At 73.2% G+C, this 16285-nt stretch carries 16 protein-coding genes and 1 pseudogene; 9 read left to right on the top strand and 8 right to left on the bottom strand.

Translation table 11 applies throughout. The annotated features are described in order from the left end of the window. Positions 1-68 precede the first annotated feature (68 nt). Positions 69-1952 (top strand): discoidin domain-containing protein, encoded by a 1884-nt coding sequence (locus RKD23_RS07490; protein ID WP_424852934.1) that lies wholly within the window; start codon positions 69-71, stop codon positions 1950-1952. 116 nt (positions 1953-2068) lie between these two features. Then, complete coding sequence (locus tag RKD23_RS07485; RefSeq protein WP_424858191.1) at positions 2069-2530, top strand: GNAT family N-acetyltransferase; 462 nt, start codon at positions 2069-2071, stop codon at positions 2528-2530. Between the two features lie 133 nt (positions 2531-2663). On the opposite strand, the gene RKD23_RS07480 is transcribed toward RKD23_RS07485, so the two are convergent. Then, complete coding sequence (locus tag RKD23_RS07480) at positions 2664-3428, bottom strand: CDP-alcohol phosphatidyltransferase family protein (RefSeq protein WP_424852933.1); 765 nt, start codon at positions 3426-3428, stop codon at positions 2664-2666. Positions 3429-3535: 107 nt separating this feature from the next. On the opposite strand from RKD23_RS07480, the gene RKD23_RS07475 reads away from it, so the two are divergent. The 5 genes and pseudogenes from RKD23_RS07475 to RKD23_RS07455 form a co-directional block, all read left to right on the top strand. Continuing rightward, positions 3536-4522: a 3-hydroxyacyl-CoA dehydrogenase NAD-binding domain-containing protein gene (locus tag RKD23_RS07475; protein WP_424852932.1), complete on the top strand. Its 987-nt coding sequence runs from the start codon at positions 3536-3538 to the stop codon at positions 4520-4522. A 110-nt stretch (positions 4523-4632) separates the two neighbouring features. Then, positions 4633-5031 carry a 6-pyruvoyl trahydropterin synthase family protein gene (locus tag RKD23_RS07470; protein WP_424852931.1) on the top strand — a complete coding sequence of 133 codons (399 nt, stop codon included), beginning with the start codon at positions 4633-4635 and terminating at the stop codon, positions 5029-5031. Then, positions 5028-6179 carry a glycosyltransferase family 4 protein gene (locus tag RKD23_RS07465; RefSeq protein ID WP_424852930.1) on the top strand — a complete coding sequence of 384 codons (1152 nt, stop codon included), beginning with the start codon at positions 5028-5030 and terminating at the stop codon, positions 6177-6179. The genes RKD23_RS07470 and RKD23_RS07465 overlap by 4 nt, the downstream gene beginning before the upstream one ends. Continuing rightward, entirely contained in the window at positions 6176-7117 is a 942-nt protein-coding gene (locus tag RKD23_RS07460) for a methyltransferase domain-containing protein (RefSeq protein ID WP_424852929.1), read from the top strand. The genes RKD23_RS07465 and RKD23_RS07460 overlap by 4 nt, the downstream gene beginning before the upstream one ends. Further along, positions 7114-7962 (top strand): annotated as a pseudogene (locus RKD23_RS07455) (lysylphosphatidylglycerol synthase transmembrane domain-containing protein); the annotation flags it as partial. The gene RKD23_RS07460 and the pseudogene RKD23_RS07455, both read left to right, overlap by 4 nt. Positions 7963-8075: 113 nt before the next feature. Here the strand turns inward: RKD23_RS07455 and RKD23_RS07450 are convergent. Continuing rightward, a complete protein-coding gene (locus RKD23_RS07450; protein ID WP_424858190.1) occupies positions 8076-8813 on the bottom strand; it encodes a creatininase family protein in 738 nt (245 codons plus the stop codon). Positions 8814-8851: 38 nt separating this feature from the next. Between RKD23_RS07450 and ribA the strand changes: the two genes are divergently transcribed. Further along, positions 8852-9514 carry a GTP cyclohydrolase II gene (gene ribA, locus RKD23_RS07445; protein WP_424852928.1) on the top strand — a complete coding sequence of 221 codons (663 nt, stop codon included), beginning with the start codon at positions 8852-8854 and terminating at the stop codon, positions 9512-9514. Here the strand turns inward: ribA and RKD23_RS07440 are convergent. From RKD23_RS07440 to RKD23_RS07430, 3 genes are read right to left on the bottom strand one after another with little or no spacing between them, the layout of a single operon-like run. Then, the gene (locus RKD23_RS07440) at positions 9504-10736 is read right to left on the bottom strand and encodes a serine hydrolase domain-containing protein (protein WP_424852927.1); all 1233 of its coding nucleotides are present in this window, start codon (positions 10734-10736) and stop codon (positions 9504-9506) included. The genes ribA and RKD23_RS07440 overlap by 11 nt on opposite strands. A 59-nt stretch (positions 10737-10795) precedes the next feature. Then, positions 10796-12223, bottom strand: a complete 1428-nt coding sequence (locus RKD23_RS07435; protein ID WP_424852926.1) for an MFS transporter — start codon at positions 12221-12223, stop codon at positions 10796-10798. Next, complete coding sequence (locus RKD23_RS07430) at positions 12220-12795, bottom strand: TetR/AcrR family transcriptional regulator (RefSeq protein ID WP_424852925.1); 576 nt, start codon at positions 12793-12795, stop codon at positions 12220-12222. Before RKD23_RS07430 ends, RKD23_RS07435 begins: the two co-directional genes overlap by 4 nt. 91 nt (positions 12796-12886) lie before the next feature. Between RKD23_RS07430 and RKD23_RS07425 the strand changes: the two genes are divergently transcribed. Further along, entirely contained in the window at positions 12887-13312 is a 426-nt protein-coding gene (locus RKD23_RS07425) for a PPOX class F420-dependent oxidoreductase (protein WP_424852924.1), read from the top strand. Positions 13313-13316: 4 nt separating this feature from the next. On the opposite strand, the gene RKD23_RS07420 is transcribed toward RKD23_RS07425, so the two are convergent. From RKD23_RS07420 to gnd, 3 genes are read right to left on the bottom strand one after another with little or no spacing between them, the layout of a single operon-like run. Beyond that, complete coding sequence (locus tag RKD23_RS07420; protein ID WP_424852923.1) at positions 13317-14768, bottom strand: membrane-associated oxidoreductase; 1452 nt, start codon at positions 14766-14768, stop codon at positions 13317-13319. Positions 14769-14814: 46 nt separating this feature from the next. Then, positions 14815-15399, bottom strand: a complete 585-nt coding sequence (locus tag RKD23_RS07415; protein WP_424852922.1) for a histidine phosphatase family protein — start codon at positions 15397-15399, stop codon at positions 14815-14817. Positions 15400-15407: 8 nt separating this feature from the next. Further along, positions 15408-16283: a phosphogluconate dehydrogenase (NAD(+)-dependent, decarboxylating) gene (gene gnd, locus RKD23_RS07410; RefSeq protein ID WP_424852921.1), complete on the bottom strand. Its 876-nt coding sequence runs from the start codon at positions 16281-16283 to the stop codon at positions 15408-15410. Between the last annotated feature and the right edge of the window lie 2 nt (positions 16284-16285).

The raw sequence follows: 16285 nt of genomic DNA, 5'->3' as shown, positions 1-16285 counted from the left end.
GCTTCAGCCCATCGAGTGTCATCGAATGTCAGGTACACGCCAATCTCAATTCACGCAGGGAGAGCCGCATGTCGAAGCGCACGTCCCGCACCCTCCTGACCGCCCTGGCCACCCTCACCCTCCTCGCCGGGACGCCCGCCCTCACCTCCGCCCCCGCAACCGCGGCACCCGCCGCCGAGGCCGCCGCCTGGGACACCGACCTCGCGGCCGCCGCGTACACCGCGAACCCGGCCGCCGTCACCTCCTCCGGCAGCGAGAACGCCGGCACCGCACCCGGCCTCGCCTTCGACGGCAACGCCGGCACCCGCTGGTCCAGCAACTTCGCGGACGACGCCTGGATCCGCGTCGACCTCGGACAGCGCCTGCGCATCGACCGCGTCGCCCTGGACTGGGAGGCCGCCTACGGCAAGCGCTACGTCCTGGAGGTCTCCGACAACGGCACCGACTGGCGCACCTTCCACACCGAGACCGCCGGCACGGGCGGCTCAGTCACCTTCCACACGTACCCCAAGGAGGTGACGGGCCGTCACCTCAGACTCCGCGGAGTGGAGCGCGGCACCCCGTGGGGCTACTCCCTGTACTCCTTCAAGGTGTACGGCGGCGCCCCGGCCCCCGCCTCCACCACCCGCACCAACCTCGCCCTGCACCACCCCGCGTACGCCAACTTCTACCAGCACGCGGGCACTTCACCCGCCTTCATCACCGACGGCGGCCGCCCCGCCGACCTGCGCGGCGACTTCAGCCGCTGGTCGAGCGACTGGAACACCGACCGGTGGGTCTCCGTCGACCTCGGCGCCACCTCCACCACCGACACCGTCGAGCTGTACTGGGAGGCGGCCTACGCCGTCGACTACGAACTCCAGATCTCCGACGACAACCGCACCTGGCGCACGGTGTACCGCCCCTCGGCCGCCGAGGTCGCCGCCCGCCGCGCCGACGTGAAGGCCCCCGGGGAGGCGGCCGGCCGGCGCGACACCGTACGCCTGCCGCAGCCGGCCACCGGCCGCTATGTCCGGATGCTCGGCAAGGAACGCCGCTCCTTCTACAACCCCGCCCCGTACACCGCCCAATTCGGCTACTCCCTCTACGAGTTCGAGGTCTGGGGCACCGGCGGCAGCGCCTCGGCCGCCTACCCCGCGCTCCCCGGCGAGCAGCAGGGCACGTACCGCACCACCTTCTTCGACGACTTCACCGGCACCTCCCTCGACCGCTCCAAGTGGCGTGTCGTGCGCACCGGCACCGAGATGGGTTCCGTCAACGGCGAGTCGCAGGCCTACGTCGACTCGCCCGACACGATCCGCACCGAGAACGGCAACCTGGTCCTGCGTGCCAAGTACTGCAAGGGCTGCACCCAGGCGGGCGGCGGCACCTACGACTTCACCTCCGGCCGCATCGACACCAACACCAAGTTCGACTTCACCTACGGCAGGGTCAGCGCCCGGATGAAGCTCCCCGTCGGCGACGGCTTCTGGCCCGCCTTCTGGATGCTGGGCAGCAACGTCGACAACCCGTCGGTGTCCTGGCCGGCCTCCGGCGAGACCGACATCATGGAGGCCATCGGCTACGCCGACTGGACCAGCACCGCCCTGCACGGCCCCGGCTACTCCGCCGACGGCAACATCGGCGCCCGCCAGGTGTTCCCGAACGGCGGCCAGGTCGACCAGTGGCACACCTACGCGGTGGAGTGGACGCCGACCGCCCTGCGCTTCTACGTCGACGACCGCCTGGTCCAGGAGACCACCCGGGACACCCTGGAGGCGACCCGGGGCCAGTGGGTCTACGACCACAACCAGTACGTCATCCTCAACCTCGCCCTCGGCGGCGCCTACCCGGCCGGCTGGAACAAGGTCACGAGCCCCTACTGGGGCCTGCCGCAGTCCAGCGTCGACCGGATCGCGGGCGGGGGAGTGCAGGCGGAGGTGGACTGGGTGCGGGTGGAGCAGAAGGGCTGACCGCTCTTCGGTGTCGCCGTTGGAGTGCACTTATTGCATAGGGTATGCAAGTGCTTCAACTCGACTACTACATCAGAGCGGCAACTCCGAAGGACGTCGACGGCGCCCGGGCTCTCATGCTCGACACCGTCTACCGCGACTTCGGCACCGGGTACGTGCCCCGGTGGCACGGCGACATCGTCGACCCGGCCGGTGCCTATCTGACCCCCGCCCGGCACACCCTCCTCGTGGCGCTTGACCCGGCCGACGGGGCCGTCGTCGCGACGGGCGCGCTCGACTCGCGCGGGCCCGCCCATCCGCCGAACCCGAAGCACCTCGCCGAGCGCTACCCGTCCGGGGAGACGGCCCAGTTGCGTCGCGTCTACGTCCGCCCCGAGCACCGCAGGCGCGGACTGGCCCGCCGTATGGTCGGCGAACTCCTCGCCTTCGCGGCCGCCGACGGCGGCTACCGCTCGGTGTATCTGCACACCGACCCGGCCGTGCCCGGGGCGGAGGAGTTCTGGCGGTCGCTGGGCACGGTCGTGCACGACGAGCGCGAGAACGGCGTCGTGCACTTCGAGATCCCGACGGGCCGGTGACCGATGCGCCCTCGCGGGCGCGGATGGCAGGTGGTGCTCGCGCAGTTCCCCGCGCCCCTAGGGGACGCGCCCTGAAGGGGCGCGGGGAACCGCAGCCACGGACGGGCCGCGCCCGAGCACCCGCAGGACACCCCTAGCGGGCCGACGTCTGAAGGACCTGCTGCGGCGGGACAGCGTCGGCCCGCGGCCGCGAGCGGCGCCACAGCCACACCACATCCCGCCCGAAGGACCACACCAGCGCGCCCAGCGCGACCAGCACCACCCCGGCCGTAGCCGGACGCGGCAGCAGGTCCGAGGCCGCCACCAGCAGGAACACCCCCTGCACGGCGGCGACCGTCTTACGGGCGGTCGACGGCGGCAGCGGCGCGTTCAGCCACGGCCACCGGCGGGCCGCGGCGACGAACGCGTACCGCATGCCGCCGATCAGCAGCACCCACGCCCCGAGCGCCATGGACACGTACACGCTCAGCACCAGGATCAGGAACGCGTCGACCTCCATGTCGAACCGCGCCCCCAGCGGCGTCGACGTGCCGGTGCGCCGGGCGACCTTGCCGTCCACTCCGTCCAGGATCAGCGCCACCGCAGTGAGTCCGACGAACAGCGTGAGCGGCGGCGGACTCTGGAAGGAGTCGGCGACCAGCGCCGTCACCGCGCCGACCAGGATCGCCCGGCCCAGGGTCACCCGGTTGGCCGGGCCGAAGGAGCGCGGCCGGGTGCGGTGCAGCGCGCGGGAGAGCACCGCCCAGGTGGCGAACGCGAAGACCAGCCCGGTCAGCCAGCCCGCCGGGCCCATGCCGATCGCCGTACCGAGCAGGGCGAGCAGCAGCAGCTGCACCCCCGCCCCCACAGCGGTCTCCTGCTGGACCGGCCTCGCGTCGTAAAGGTCGTTCAGGGCCACCGCACATCCTCCGGCCGTGTGACAGAGTCGATCAACGCCGCGTACCGTGTGCGCGGCCTGCACATCCCCGTACGGGAACAGCTTCCCGATCGTTCAGGAGGATGCCGATGGACCGCACCGCACGGGCGTTCTGGCTCGCCGCTCCGGGCGACGGCGAGATACGCGAAGTGGCCCTGCCGGACCCCGCCGACGGCGAGGTGCTGGTGCGCAGCCTGTACTCCGGGATCAGCCGGGGCACCGAGACACTGGTCTTCCGCGGCGGGGTGCCGCGCAGTCAGTACGAGGCGATGCGCGCCCCGTTCCAGGAGGGCGACTTCCCCGGCCCGGTGAAGTACGGCTACCTCAGCGTCGGTGTGGTGGAGGAGGGCCCCGAACGTCTGCTCGGCCGGACCGTGTTCTGCCTCCACCCGCACCAGACGCGCTACGTCGTCCCCGCCGCGGCCGTCACCCCCGTACCGGACGCCGTACCCGCGGAGCGCGCCGTGCTCGCCGGCACCGTGGAGACCGCCGTCAACGCCCTGTGGGACGCGGCCCCGCTGGTCGGCGACCGGATCGCGGTGATCGGCGGCGGCATGGTCGGCAGCTCCGTCGCCGCGCTCCTCGCCCGCTTCCCCGGCGTCCGCGTGCAGCTCGTCGACACCGACCCGGCCCGCGCGAAGACCGCCGAGGCCCTCGGCGTCGGCTACGCGGCGCCCGAGGACGCCCTCGACGGCTGCGACCTCGTCGTCCACGCCAGCGCCACCGAACAGGGCCTGGCCCGCGGCCTGGAACTCCTCGCGCCCGAGGGCACGATCATCGAACTGAGCTGGTACGGCGACCGGAAGGTGAGCCTGCCGCTCGGCGAGGCCTTCCACTCCCGGCGCCTCACCCTGCGCGCCAGCCAGGTCGGCACCGTCTCCCCGGCCCGCGCGCACCGCGGCTACGCCGAACGGCTCGCCCTCGCCCTCGACCTGCTCGCCGACCCCGCCCTGGACGCCCTGATCACCGGCGAGTCCGCCTTCGACGAACTCCCGGACGTCATGCCGCGGCTCGCCTCGGGGGAGATCCCGGCGCTGTGCCACCGGGTGAGATATCCGCATGAGCCGCTGACCTGAGAAAAGAGTGAGAGGGGGCTGAACACGGGAAAGCGATGAGCCGTACTACACGGCATCCCCCGGCAGGGAACGGCGGGGGACCAGACGCGCCGCACCTGGAGGGTCGTCCGTTGTTCAGCATCACCGTCCGCGATCACCTCATGATCGCCCACAGCTTCCGCGGCGAGGTCTTCGGCCCGGCGCAGCGTCTGCACGGAGCGACGTTCCTGGTGGACGCCACCTTCCGGCGCGAGCACCTGGATGAGGACAACATCGTCGTCGACATCGGCCTGGCCACCCGCGAGCTCGGCGAGGTCGTCGCCGCCCTGAACTACCGCAACCTCGACGACGAACCGGACTTCAAGGGCGTCAACACCTCCACCGAGTTCCTGGCGAAGGTCGTCGCCGACCGCCTCGCCGAACGCATCCACGACGGCGCCCTGGGCGAGGGCGCCAAGGGCCTGGCGGGCCTCACCGTCACGCTGCACGAGTCGCACGTCGCCTGGGCGAGCTACGAGCGTGACCTGTGACCGACACGACCGTGGACCGCCCGTCCGCGCCCGGCACGGAACTCGTGCCCATGACCCTGCGGACCGTGCACTTCGTGATGCCGGGCGGCGTCGCCGACCCGGCCACCCCCAGCGGCGGCAACGCCTACGACCGGCGTATCGGCCTGGACCTGCCCGGCTTCGGCTGGGAGGTGCGCCGGCACCTCGTGCCCGGCACCTGGCCCCGCCCTGACTCGGCCCACCGCGCCGAACTCGCCCAGCTGTTGCGGCGGCTGCCGGACGGCGCGGTCGTCCTGCTGGACGGCCTGGTGGCCTGCGGCGTCCCCGCGGTCGTCGTCCCCCACGCCTCCCGCCTGCGCCTCGCCGTGCTGGTGCATCTGCCGCTCGGCGACGAGACGGGGCTCGCGCCCGAGGTGGCGGCCGAACTCGACGCCCGCGAGCGGGAGGTGCTGCGGGCGGCGGCCGCGGTGATCGCCACCAGCGACTGGGCGGTCCGCCGCCTCGTCGCCCACCACGGCCTCGCCCCCGACCGCGTCCACGCCGCCCCGCCGGGCGCCGACATCGCCCCGCTCGCCCCCGGCACGGACGGGGTGTCGCAGTTGCTGTGCGTCGCCGCCGTCACCCCGCGCAAGGGCCAGCACCGCCTGGTCGAGGCCCTCGCCGCGGCCCGCGACCTGCCGTGGAGCTGCACCTGCGTCGGAGCGCTGTCCCAGGACCCGTCGTACGTCACCCACCTGCGCGCTCTGATCGACCGGCACGGCCTCGCCGACCGCGTCCGCCTGGCCGGACCGCAGGCGGGCGCCGCGCTGGACGCGAGCTACGCCGCCGCCGACCTGATGGTCCTCACGTCGTACGCCGAGACGTACGGCATGGCCGTCACCGAGGCCCTCGCGCGCGGCATCCCGGTGCTGGCCACCGATGTCGGCGGTGTCCCCGAGGCCGTCGGCCGGGCCCCCGACGGCGGTGTCCCCGGCATCCTCGTCCCCCCTGAGGACCCGGCCGCTCTCGCCGCCGAACTCCGCGGCTGGTTCGGCGAACCGGACGTCCGCCGACGCCTGAAGTCCGCCGCCCGTTCCCGCCGCACCGCTCTCGGCGGCTGGGCCACCACCGCCCGCACCCTCGCCGGCGTCCTGCACCGGCTCCCGACCGCACCATGGAGGGCCGCATGAGCAAGCCGACGATCGCGGGTGCCGCTGTCATCCCCGGGGCCGGTCCGGTCGAGGGTCCGCCCGAGCGGGACACCGTACGGCTGCGGGAGACCCGGCCCGACGAGCCGCCGCGGTACGCGCCCGAGTGGCTGGAGCTGCGGGAGGGCGCCGACGCGGCGGCACGGTCGGCGGAGCTGCTGGACCCGCTGCGGATCCGGCTGGCGAACCTGCCGGGCCGGGGACCGGGCGGACTGGTCGTGCACGACCTGGGGTGCGGCACCGGGTCGATGGGTCGCTGGCTCGCTCCCCGGCTGGACGGCGCCCAGCACTGGGTGCTGCACGACCGCGACCCCTATCTGCTGCACTTCGCGGCCGTCGCCTCCCCCAAGGCCGCCGCCGACGGCAGCCGGGTCACCGTCGAGACGCGCCGCGGGGACGTCGCCCGGCTCACCCCGGACGCCCTCGCGGGTGCCTCCCTGGTGACGGCGTCCGCGCTGCTGGACGTCCTCACCGCCGAGGAGACCGAGGCCCTGGCCGCCGCCTGCGCGGGGGCCGGCTGCCCGGCGCTGCTGACGCTGTCCGTCGTCGGCCGGATCGACCTCACCCCGGCCGACCCGCTGGATGCCACGATCGCCGACGCGTTCAACGCCCACCAGCGGCGCACCGGCCTGCTCGGCCCCGACGCCGTCACCGCGGCGTGCGAGGCGTTCACCGAACGCGGCGCGACCGTCCAGATACGGCCCAGCCCCTGGCGGCTCGGCGACACGGACGCCGCCCTCACCGCCCAGTGGCTGCGCGGCTGGGTCGGCGCAGCCGTCGAGCAACGCCCCGAACTGCGGGCCCGCGCCGAAACGTATCTGGCGTCCCGCCTCGCCTCCCTCGCCCTGGGCGAACTCCACGTCACCGTCCACCACGCCGACCTGCTGGCCCTGCCCCGGCCGTCGGGAACGCGCTCATGACGCGAGCGACCGGGACGCCGGCGCGCCGGCTGCTGCGCACCCACGCCGGCACCCTCGCCGGGCTCGCCGTCCTGGCCGTCGTCACCTGGCGGCTGGGCACCGGCGTCTTCGTCGACGGGCTGCGGCGCATCGACGGACCCGCGCTGCTCGGGGCCCTGGGCATCGGCCTGGTCACCACCGTGTGCAGCGCCTGGCGTTGGCAGCTCGTGGCGCGCGGCCTCGGGATCCGGCTCCCGCTGGGCGCGGCCGTCGCCGACTACTACCGGGCGCTGTTCCTCAACGCGGCCCTGCCCGGCGGGGTCCTGGGCGACGTCCACCGGGCCGTGCGGCACGGCCGGAGCGCGGGAGACCTGGGCCGGGGCGTGCGGACAGTGGTGCTGGAACGGACCGCCGGACAACTGGTGCTCGCCGTCGTGGGCGGAGCGGTCCTGGCGACCGTACCGTCCCCCGTACGCGCCGAGACCCGGCAGTTGCTGGAGCTGGCCGGCATCGCCGGGGCGGGCGCGCTCGCGATCACCCTCGCCCTGCGGCCGGGCCGTGCGGGAGCTCGCATGAGCCACCCGCACCCCGTCACCCGAAGCCGCGCCCTGCTGGCCGAGGTGCGCGAGGCGTTGCTGTCCCGCCGTAACGGCCCCGGGGTGCTGGGGTCCTCCGTCGTCGTGCTGGCCGGACATCTCGCGCTTTTCCTGCTGGCGGCCCGTACCGCCGGAGTCGGCGCGCCCGCGTTCACGCTGCTGCCGCTCGCGGTGCTCGCACTGCTCGCCATGGGGCTGCCGCTCAACGTCGGCGGCTGGGGCCCCCGCGAGGGCGTCACCGCGTGGGCGTTCGCGGCCGCCGGCCTGGGCGCGGCCGAGGGGCTCGCGGTCGCTGTCGTCTACGGCGTGCTGAGCCTCGCGGCGAGCCTGCCCGGCGCGGCGGTCGTCGCCGCGCGCCGGGGCACCGGCCCGCGCACCCGCGCCTACGACGCGTCGTCCAGCAGCGCGACATACGCGCCGAAGGATTCCACCAGGCTAGCCAGCAACGCCTTTCCCTTTTCCGCCGAGCCCAGGGAAGGACGGCCTATGACGCCCGAATCGGTATAGGCGGACATTCCCACGGTGAGCAGATGCCGCCGGTCGTCGGCGACGAAATCAGCCGACTCGTAACCGGGCCGCACCATTTGAGGATGAGCGTGCAGAAGGACGGAGGTCTCTATTTCCCCCGCGTGCATGTCGGTGAGCAGCGAGGTGTGCACCCCGGCCCGCTCCCGTGCCGTCTCCCAGTCCTCCGCGGCCGGGAACAGCGCCATCCGCTCCCCGCGCGCGGAGGACTCCTGGACCACATTCCCCAGGACGTAGTTGCCGCCATGTCCGTTGACCAGCACCAGCGTGTCGACGCCCGACCGGCGGAGCGACGCCGCGATGTCCCGTACCACCGCGTGAAGGGTCACGGAGGAGATGCTGACCGTCCCCGGCCAGGCCGCGTGCTCGTGCGAGCAGGACACCGTCACCGCAGGAAGGAGGTGCACCGGGTACGCCGCGGCGATCTCCCCGGCGATCGCGCAGGCGACGAGCGTGTCGGTGGCCAGCGGCAGATACGGACCGTGCTGCTCGAAACTCCCCACGGGCAGCACCGCGATCCGCGCATTCCGCGCCCGCACGTCCTCGGTGGTGTCCGCCGGCACGACACCGTACGGCGATATCTCCCCGACCCTCATCTTTTTCACGGCCTTTCGTCTCTGCTGAGGAACAGATCATGACAGAAAAGCTCGGCGTACTCGCCCAGAAGTCCGCACCCCGCACCGGAGTGGAACGCGTGGTGAATGCCCCGCTCCCCACGGTGTACGGGAAATTCACCGCGGTCGGCTATCTCGACCACGACCGCGGTGAGGAACAGGTCGCCCTGGTCCACGGGGACCTCGGCAGCGAGGACGTGCTGACCCGGCTGCACTCCGAGTGCCTGACCGGCGACGCCTTCGGCTCGCGGCACTGCGAGTGCGGCGACCAGCTCGACTCGGCGCTGCGGGCCGTTGCCGCCGAAGGCCGGGGCGTGGTCGTCTACTTGAGAGGGCACGAGGGCCGCGGCATCGGCCTGCTGGCCAAGCTGCGCGCGATGGCACTTCAGGCGGAGGGCCTGGACACCGTGGAGGCGAACCTCGCCCTCGGTCTGCCGGTCGACGCCCGCGACTACGGCGTCGCCGCGGAGATCCTGCGCGACCTCGGGGTGCGCTCGGTGCGGCTGATGTCCAACAACCCGCTCAAGCGGGAGGCGTTGACCCGGCACGGCATCCGGGTCGCCGAGGAGGTGCCGCTGCTGATCCCGCCGTGCGAGAGCAACATCACCTATCTGCGCACCAAGCGGGAGCGGATGGACCACCGGCTGCCCCACCTGGACGCGGTGGCGCAGCTCAGTCCCTGATCGCCTCGTGGGCCAGCCGCCGTACGGCGGGGAAGACGCTGCTGGTGCCGCGCGGCCGCACCTGCGTCAGGAACTGCACCGTCACATCACGGCCCGGGTCGACGAAGAACGCCGTGGACGCCACGCCGGTCCAGCCGTACGTGCCGAGCCCGGCGGGCGTCGGGGTGCGCCCGGGGTCGATGACCACCGAGACTCCGAGCCCGAAGCCGACCCCCTCGTTGCCGGGCACGTCATGGGCGGGCCGGCTGCCGAAGGAGCGCAGATCGGCGCCGCCCGGCAGGTGGTTTCGGGTCATCAGGTCCACCGTGCCGGGCGCCAGCAGCCTGCTGCCGTCCAACTCGCCCCGGCGGCGCAGCATCTCCATGAACCGGTGCAGGTCGTGGGCGCTCATCGCCAGCCCGCCGCTGCCGGACAGGAACCGGGGCCGCCCGCCGCGCAACGGCAGCCCCGGCACCGGCGCGATGCCGCCGCCCTCCTGCTCGCCGTACAACTCGGCGAGCCGCGGCGCCTGTTCGTCCGTCACCTGGAAACCGGCGTCCGTCATCCCGAGCGGCCGGAAGATCCGCTCGGCGGAGAACTCGTCCAGCGACTGCCCGGACACCATCTCGATGATCCGCCCCAGCACGTTGCTGGCCACGGAGTAGTTCCACTGGGTGCCCGGCTCGAACTGCAACGGCAGGCTCCCGTACACCTCGATCGTCTCCGCCAGGTCCTTGCCCGGCGGCACGGAGGACTCCAGGCCCGCCTCCCGGTACAGGGCGTCGACCGGGTGGGTGTGGTAGAAGCCGAAGGTGAGGCCCGCGGTGTGGGTCATCAGATGCCGCACGCGTATGGGTCCGGCGGCCGGCCGGGTTCTCACCTCCGGCCCGGACCCGTCGACGTACACGCGCGGGTCGGCGAAGGCGGGCAGATGGCGGGCGACCGGGTCGTCCAGCGACAGCCGCCCCTCCTCGACCAGCATCAGCGCGGCCACCGCGGTCACCGGCTTGGTCATCGAGTAGATCCGCCACAGGGTGTCCGCCTCCACGGGCAGCCCCGCCGCGATGTCCCGCTTCCCGTACGTCGTGAGGTGCGCGACCTTGCCGCCGCGCGCCACGGCCACCAGGAAGCCGGGCAGGCGGCCCTCGTCGACCTCGTGGGCGAAGTGTCGGTCCAGGCGGCCCAGCGCCTCCGCGTCGAGCCCTGCCTCGTTCGGTTCGGCCTCTTGCCGCAGCTGTGCCATCGCGCTCTCCTCCGGTTCCGTTCGACGGGGTGCGAACGGACTACCCCGCCGGGAGGCCCTCAGCACCCATGATCGCGCACGGAGCCCGTGAAGTGCGCCTCCTCACCACCGTGACGCGCGCCCGGCGCGCGCCCCGCGGACTCGGCAGGCTCGGCCCGCTCAGCATGTGCGGTGCTCTCCACCCCCGGCAGCAGCAGTGCCGCCACCGCCCCGGCCGCGGCCACACCGGCCAGCACCGGCAGCGGCAGCCGCAGACCGCCGGCCCCGACGAGTGCGGCCGCCGCGGCGACGCCCAGCACCGGGCCGACGTTCAGCGCGGTCTGCTGCAGGCCGCCCGCCACCCCGGCCGACGCCGCGGGAGCCCGCCGTACGACGACCTGTGTGGCCGCCACCATCACCGTGCCGAACCCGGCCCCCACCAGCGCGAACCCGGTGCAGAGCGGCAGCGTGGACGACGCCCCGGCGAGCAGCAGAATGCCGGTGGCGAGCACGGCCATGGCCGCGACGGTGGCCCGCCGGGCGCCCTGCCGCCGCAGCAGCAGGGGGCACAGCACGGCGGCCGCCACCATCAGCACCGCGAGCGGCAGACTGCGCACCGCGCTCTCGAAGGGGTCCAGACCGAGGGTGTCCTGGAGCAGGTAGACACAGGCGAACAGCGTCCCGTGCAGCGCGGCCGACGCCACCACCAGCACCCCGAGCGCCGCCCCGATGGCCCGCGCCCCCACCAGGGACCCCGGCACCAGCGGATCGTCGGCCCGCCCCTCATGCCGTACGAAGCCCACCCCCGCGGCGACCGCCACGGCCAGGGCGACACCGCTCGCGGCGGTCCACCCGGAGTCGGGCACCCCGACGAGCGCGTGCACCAGGCACCCGAGCGCCACGGCCAGCAGCAGAGCGCCGGGGAGATCCAGGCGGGGCGTGCGGCGAGGGCGCTCCCTCTCCCTGCGCACGCCGGTGAGGGCGAGGACGCCGAAGAGCAGGGCCGGGGCCACGTTCAGGAAGAACACCGACCGCCAGCCCCACTGCGTCACCAGGGCCCCGCCCAGCAGGGGCCCCGCCGCGGCCGCCAGGCCGATGGCCGCCGTGCGGACGGCGAGCGGCGTGCGCAGCCGGTCCGGCGGGTAGGCGGTGCGCAGCATGCCCAGCGTGGCCGGTTGCAGCAGGGCCCCGCACACGCCCTGCACGACCCGCAGGGCGATCACCCACCCGATGCCCGGCGCGAGCCCGATCGCGGCCGAGGTCGCGGCGAAGCCCAGCATGCCCAGGCCGAACAGGAGCCGGTGCCCGTAGCGGTCGCCGAGCCGGCCGCCGAACACCAGCAGCCCGGCCACCGCGACGAGATACCCGGTGCTGGTCCACTGCGCCTGCGCGAAGCTCGTCCCGAGGTCCCGCTGGAGCGTGGGCTGCGCGACCGTGAGCACCGTGCCGTCCAGAGCGACGATCACCGCACCGGCCACGCTGCTCGCCAGCGTCAGCCGGGCCCTCACCGGTCGCTCGCAGGGCCGAGGTGGGCGTCCAGGGCGGCATCCAGCACAGGCCCGAAGTCCTTCACGTCGGTGGCCAGTTGGAGGCTTCCCCAGCCCCACAACTGGGCGATCCCGTGCAGGTTCGCCCACAGCGCGCCCGCGACGACACGGGCGTCGGCGTCCGGCCGTACCGCCGCGACCCGCTCCACCAGCGCGGCGAACAGCGGAAGACTGGTGTCGCGCAGCCCCAGATGACCGCTCTCCAGCAGGTCGTGACGGAACATCAGCTCGTACATGCCGCGGTGGTCCAGCGCGAACTCCAGGTACACACGGGCCAGCGCTGCCACCTGCTCGCGCGGGCCCTGGTCGCCCAGAACCCGCTCGGTGCGCTCGGCGAGGTCCGCGAAACCACGCCGGGCGATGGCCGACAGCAGCTCCAGGTGGGTGGGGAAGTAGCGGCGCGGCGCCCCGTGCGAGACCCCCGCCCGGCGGGCGATCTCCCGCAGGGTCAGCGCCTGGACGCCCTCGCGCGCCACCAGCTCCACGCCGACCTCGACCAACCGGGCGCGCAGGCCCGTCTCCGAATCATGCATAGACAGTGTCTACCAGCGAGCGGTAGACACTGTCTACTCATGGGTCTCATTCTCGGGAATACGGTGCGCCCACAGGCGGGTTGGAGCAGGCATGACTCAGGACGCACTGCTCAAGCTGCTCTCCGAGGGCCACAGTGGGGTGCTCGTCACCCTCAAGCGGGACGGCCGCCCTCAGCTGTCCAATGTCAGCCACGCCTACTATCCCGACGAGCGGATCATCCGCGTGTCGATCACCGACGACCGCGCCAAGACCCGCAACCTGCGCCGCGACCCCCGGGCGTCCTACCACGTCACCAGCGCCGACCGACGGGCCTACACCGTCGCCGAGGGCACCGCCGACCTCACGCCCGTCGCCGCCGACCCGCACGACGACACGGTCGAGGAACTCATCCGCCTCTACCGCGACGTCCAGGGCGAACACCCCGACTGGGACGACTGCCGCGCCGCGATGGTCCGCGACCGACGACTGGTCCTGCGCCTGAGGGTGGAGCACGCGTACGGCATCCCGTCGGCCTGACCGGCTACTGCCGGCTCACCGACCGGCTCACACCCGCCACCACCGTGGAGGCGAGGATCCACCCGGTGATGACCAGCACGTACGACAGCCACTGGTACCACCCGCGCGGCGCGAAGGCGCCCTCCTGTCCGAAGGAGATCACCGGCACCAGCAGGTCGAGGGTGTAGAAGACCGGGTTGAAGTCCGGTGCCTCCCCGGCCTTCAGGGGTTCCGGATGGTGCAGCCCGTACACCAGCGAGCCCACGGCCAGCAGCGACAACAGCCAGCCCGCCGCCCGCAGCGGCCGGAAGCCGTAGCCGACGGTCGCCTCCTGGACAACGCCCCACAGCCGGCCGTACCACGGCAGGGTCGTGCGGTGCCTGCGCTGCTTGGCTAGCTGCACGAGCCGGGCCGCGTGCTCGTCCCCGATCCGGAGGTAGGCGCCGGTCAACTGCTCGTAGGAGTGCGGCACATACCCGTCGCGGTCCCGCTCCAGCATCGGCAGCCGGCGCTCGGCGGGTTCGTGCGGCATGAGGGAGGAGTACACGAGCCCGTTGAGGAGCACGACCTCCGGTACGGCCTCCGGTTCCACGAACAGCACGTCGACCTGAGTCCGGCGCAGGTTCAAGGTTCCTTCCATGGCGGGGCCGCGCAGCCACAGCTCGCCTATGGCGCAACTGCTGGTCCTGAGTCCGGACTCGCCGGGATGCGACAGCCGGCTGTACGACAGGTCCAGCCGCCCTGCGATCCGCGCCCCGCGCAGCCCGATCCACCCTTCCACCTCCGCGTAGCGGACGCGCATGTCGCCCTCGACGGTGAGGGTCTCGGCGTCCATCGCGGCGTTTCCCGGGTGACTGAGCCGCGCCTCGCTGAGGTTCACCGAGCCGGCGACACTCGCGCCGTTGAGCCGGATCTGCCCCCGCGTGCGCAGCCCCGGCGCCCACAGGTCGGCACCGAGTGAAGCCTGGTTGAGCTGGAGGACCGGCTCCTCGGCATCAAGTGTGCCGATCCGGGCGCTCTCCAGGTAGAGGCTGCCGCTGATCTGCGCACCGCCGAGCCGGACGGTCCCGTCGACCCGCGCCCGGGTCAGCCGCAGCGCGCCGTCGACGTGGACGGTCGGGGCGAGCAGGCCCGGCAGCACGGACTCGCTCAGGTTCAGTTCACGCAGCCGGGCGGCATGGCAGCGCGGCGGTTCGTCGAAGCGGCAGTGCCGCAGCCGCACCGGGTGCTCGATCGTCGCGTACTGGAGGTCGAGCCGCCCGGTGACACGGGCGCCCATCAGATCGAGCGCCGGTATCTCACCGTCCGGCTGCGGGCCGTTGAGCAGCAGCGCCCGCAACACCTCGGCGCGCACGGTCCGTTCGGGCCCCCAGGCGGCGGGCTCGGGGTCGTCCGTCTCGCGGAAGTCCACGGCCCGGCCCTGCGGAAAGGCCCGCCACACCCGCTGCTCGGCCGGGGTCAGGTCGTTGATCTCCATCAGCGGCGACTCTGACCCGGCCGGACAGCGGGTGTCAACTCAGCGCTTACGGCCTGGTGTTCCACTCCGCGATGACGGGCCGGTCATGCTCGGTCGACAGCCGGCTCACCGTGCCCGTGCCGAGCTGGAACAGGCGGCCCTCGGCCGGGGACAGCCCCAGGCGGCGGGCCGTGAGGACACGGAGGAAGTGGGCGTGGGCGACGAGGACGACGTCGCCGTCGGTGAGCGCGTCGGCGGCCCGGGACAGGACGCGGTCGGCGCGCAGGCCGACCTCGGCCGGGCTCTCGCCCCGGTGTTCGGGGCCGGGCGCGACACCGTCGTGCCACAGGTCCCAGTCGGGGCGGGTGCGGTGGATCTCGGCGGTGGTTATGCCTTCGTAGCCGCCGTAGTCCCACTCGTGCAGGTCGGGGTCGGTGACGGCCCCGGTCAGGCCCGCGAGTTCGGCGGTACGCACCGCGCGGGCGAGCGGGCTGGTGAGGACGGATGAGAAGGTCCGGCCCGACAGGAGCGGCGCCAGGGACTTGGCCTGCCCCTCACCGTTGGGGGTGAGGGGCAGGTCGGTGAAGCTGGTGTGGCGTCCCGTGGCGCTCCACTCCGTCTCGCCGTGGCGGACCAGCAGAAGATCCCCCACGACAGGACCTACTTCTTCTCGACCGCGTGGCCGCCGAACTGGTTGCGCAGCGCGGCGATCATCTTCATCTGGGGGGAGTCCTCCTGGCGGGAGGCGAACCGCGCGAAGAGGGAGGCGGTGATCGCCGGGAGCGGCACGGCGTTGTCGATGGCCGCCTCGACCGTCCAGCGGCCCTCGCCCGAGTCCTCGGCGTAGCCGCGCAGCTTGTCCAGGTGCTCGTCGTCGTCCAGGGCGTTGACCGCGAGGTCCAGCAGCCAGGAGCGGATGACGGTGCCTTCCTGCCAGGAGCGGAAGATCTCGCGGACGTTGTCCACGGAGTCGACCTTCTCCAGCAGCTCCCAGCCCTCGGCGTAGGCCTGCATCATGGCGTACTCGATGCCGTTGTGGACCATCTTGGCGAAGTGGCCCGCGCCGACCCGGCCCGCGTGGACATAGCCGTACGGGCCTTCCGGCTTGAGCGCGTCGAAGACCGGCTGGACCCGGGCGATGTTCGCGGCGTCGCCGCCGACCATCAGGGCGTAGCCGTTCTCCAGGCCCCACACACCGCCGGAGACACCGGCGTCGACGAAGCCGATGCCCTTCGCGCCGAGCTCCTTGGCGTGCTTCTCGTCCTCCGTCCAGCGGGAGTTGCCGCCGTCGACGACGATGTCGCCGGGGGAGAGCAGGTTGCCCAGCTCGTCGACGACCGACTGGGTCGGGCCGCCGGCCGGGACCATCACCCACACCACACGGGGGCCCTCGAGCTTGTCGACCAGTTCGGCGATGCTGCCGACGTCGGCGAGGTCCGGGTTGCGGTCGTAGCCGATGACGGTGTGGCCCGCGCGGCGGATGCGCTCGCGCATGTTGCCGCCCATCTTGCCGAGACCGATGAGACCGAGCTGCATGG

Origin of the sequence: Streptomyces sp. SAI-170 (genome assembly GCF_049739565.1) — a bacterium.
In the GTDB taxonomy this organism is placed as follows: Bacteria; Actinomycetota; Actinomycetes; order Streptomycetales; family Streptomycetaceae; genus Streptomyces.
This window is presented reverse-complemented; position numbering and strand designations above follow the sequence as displayed.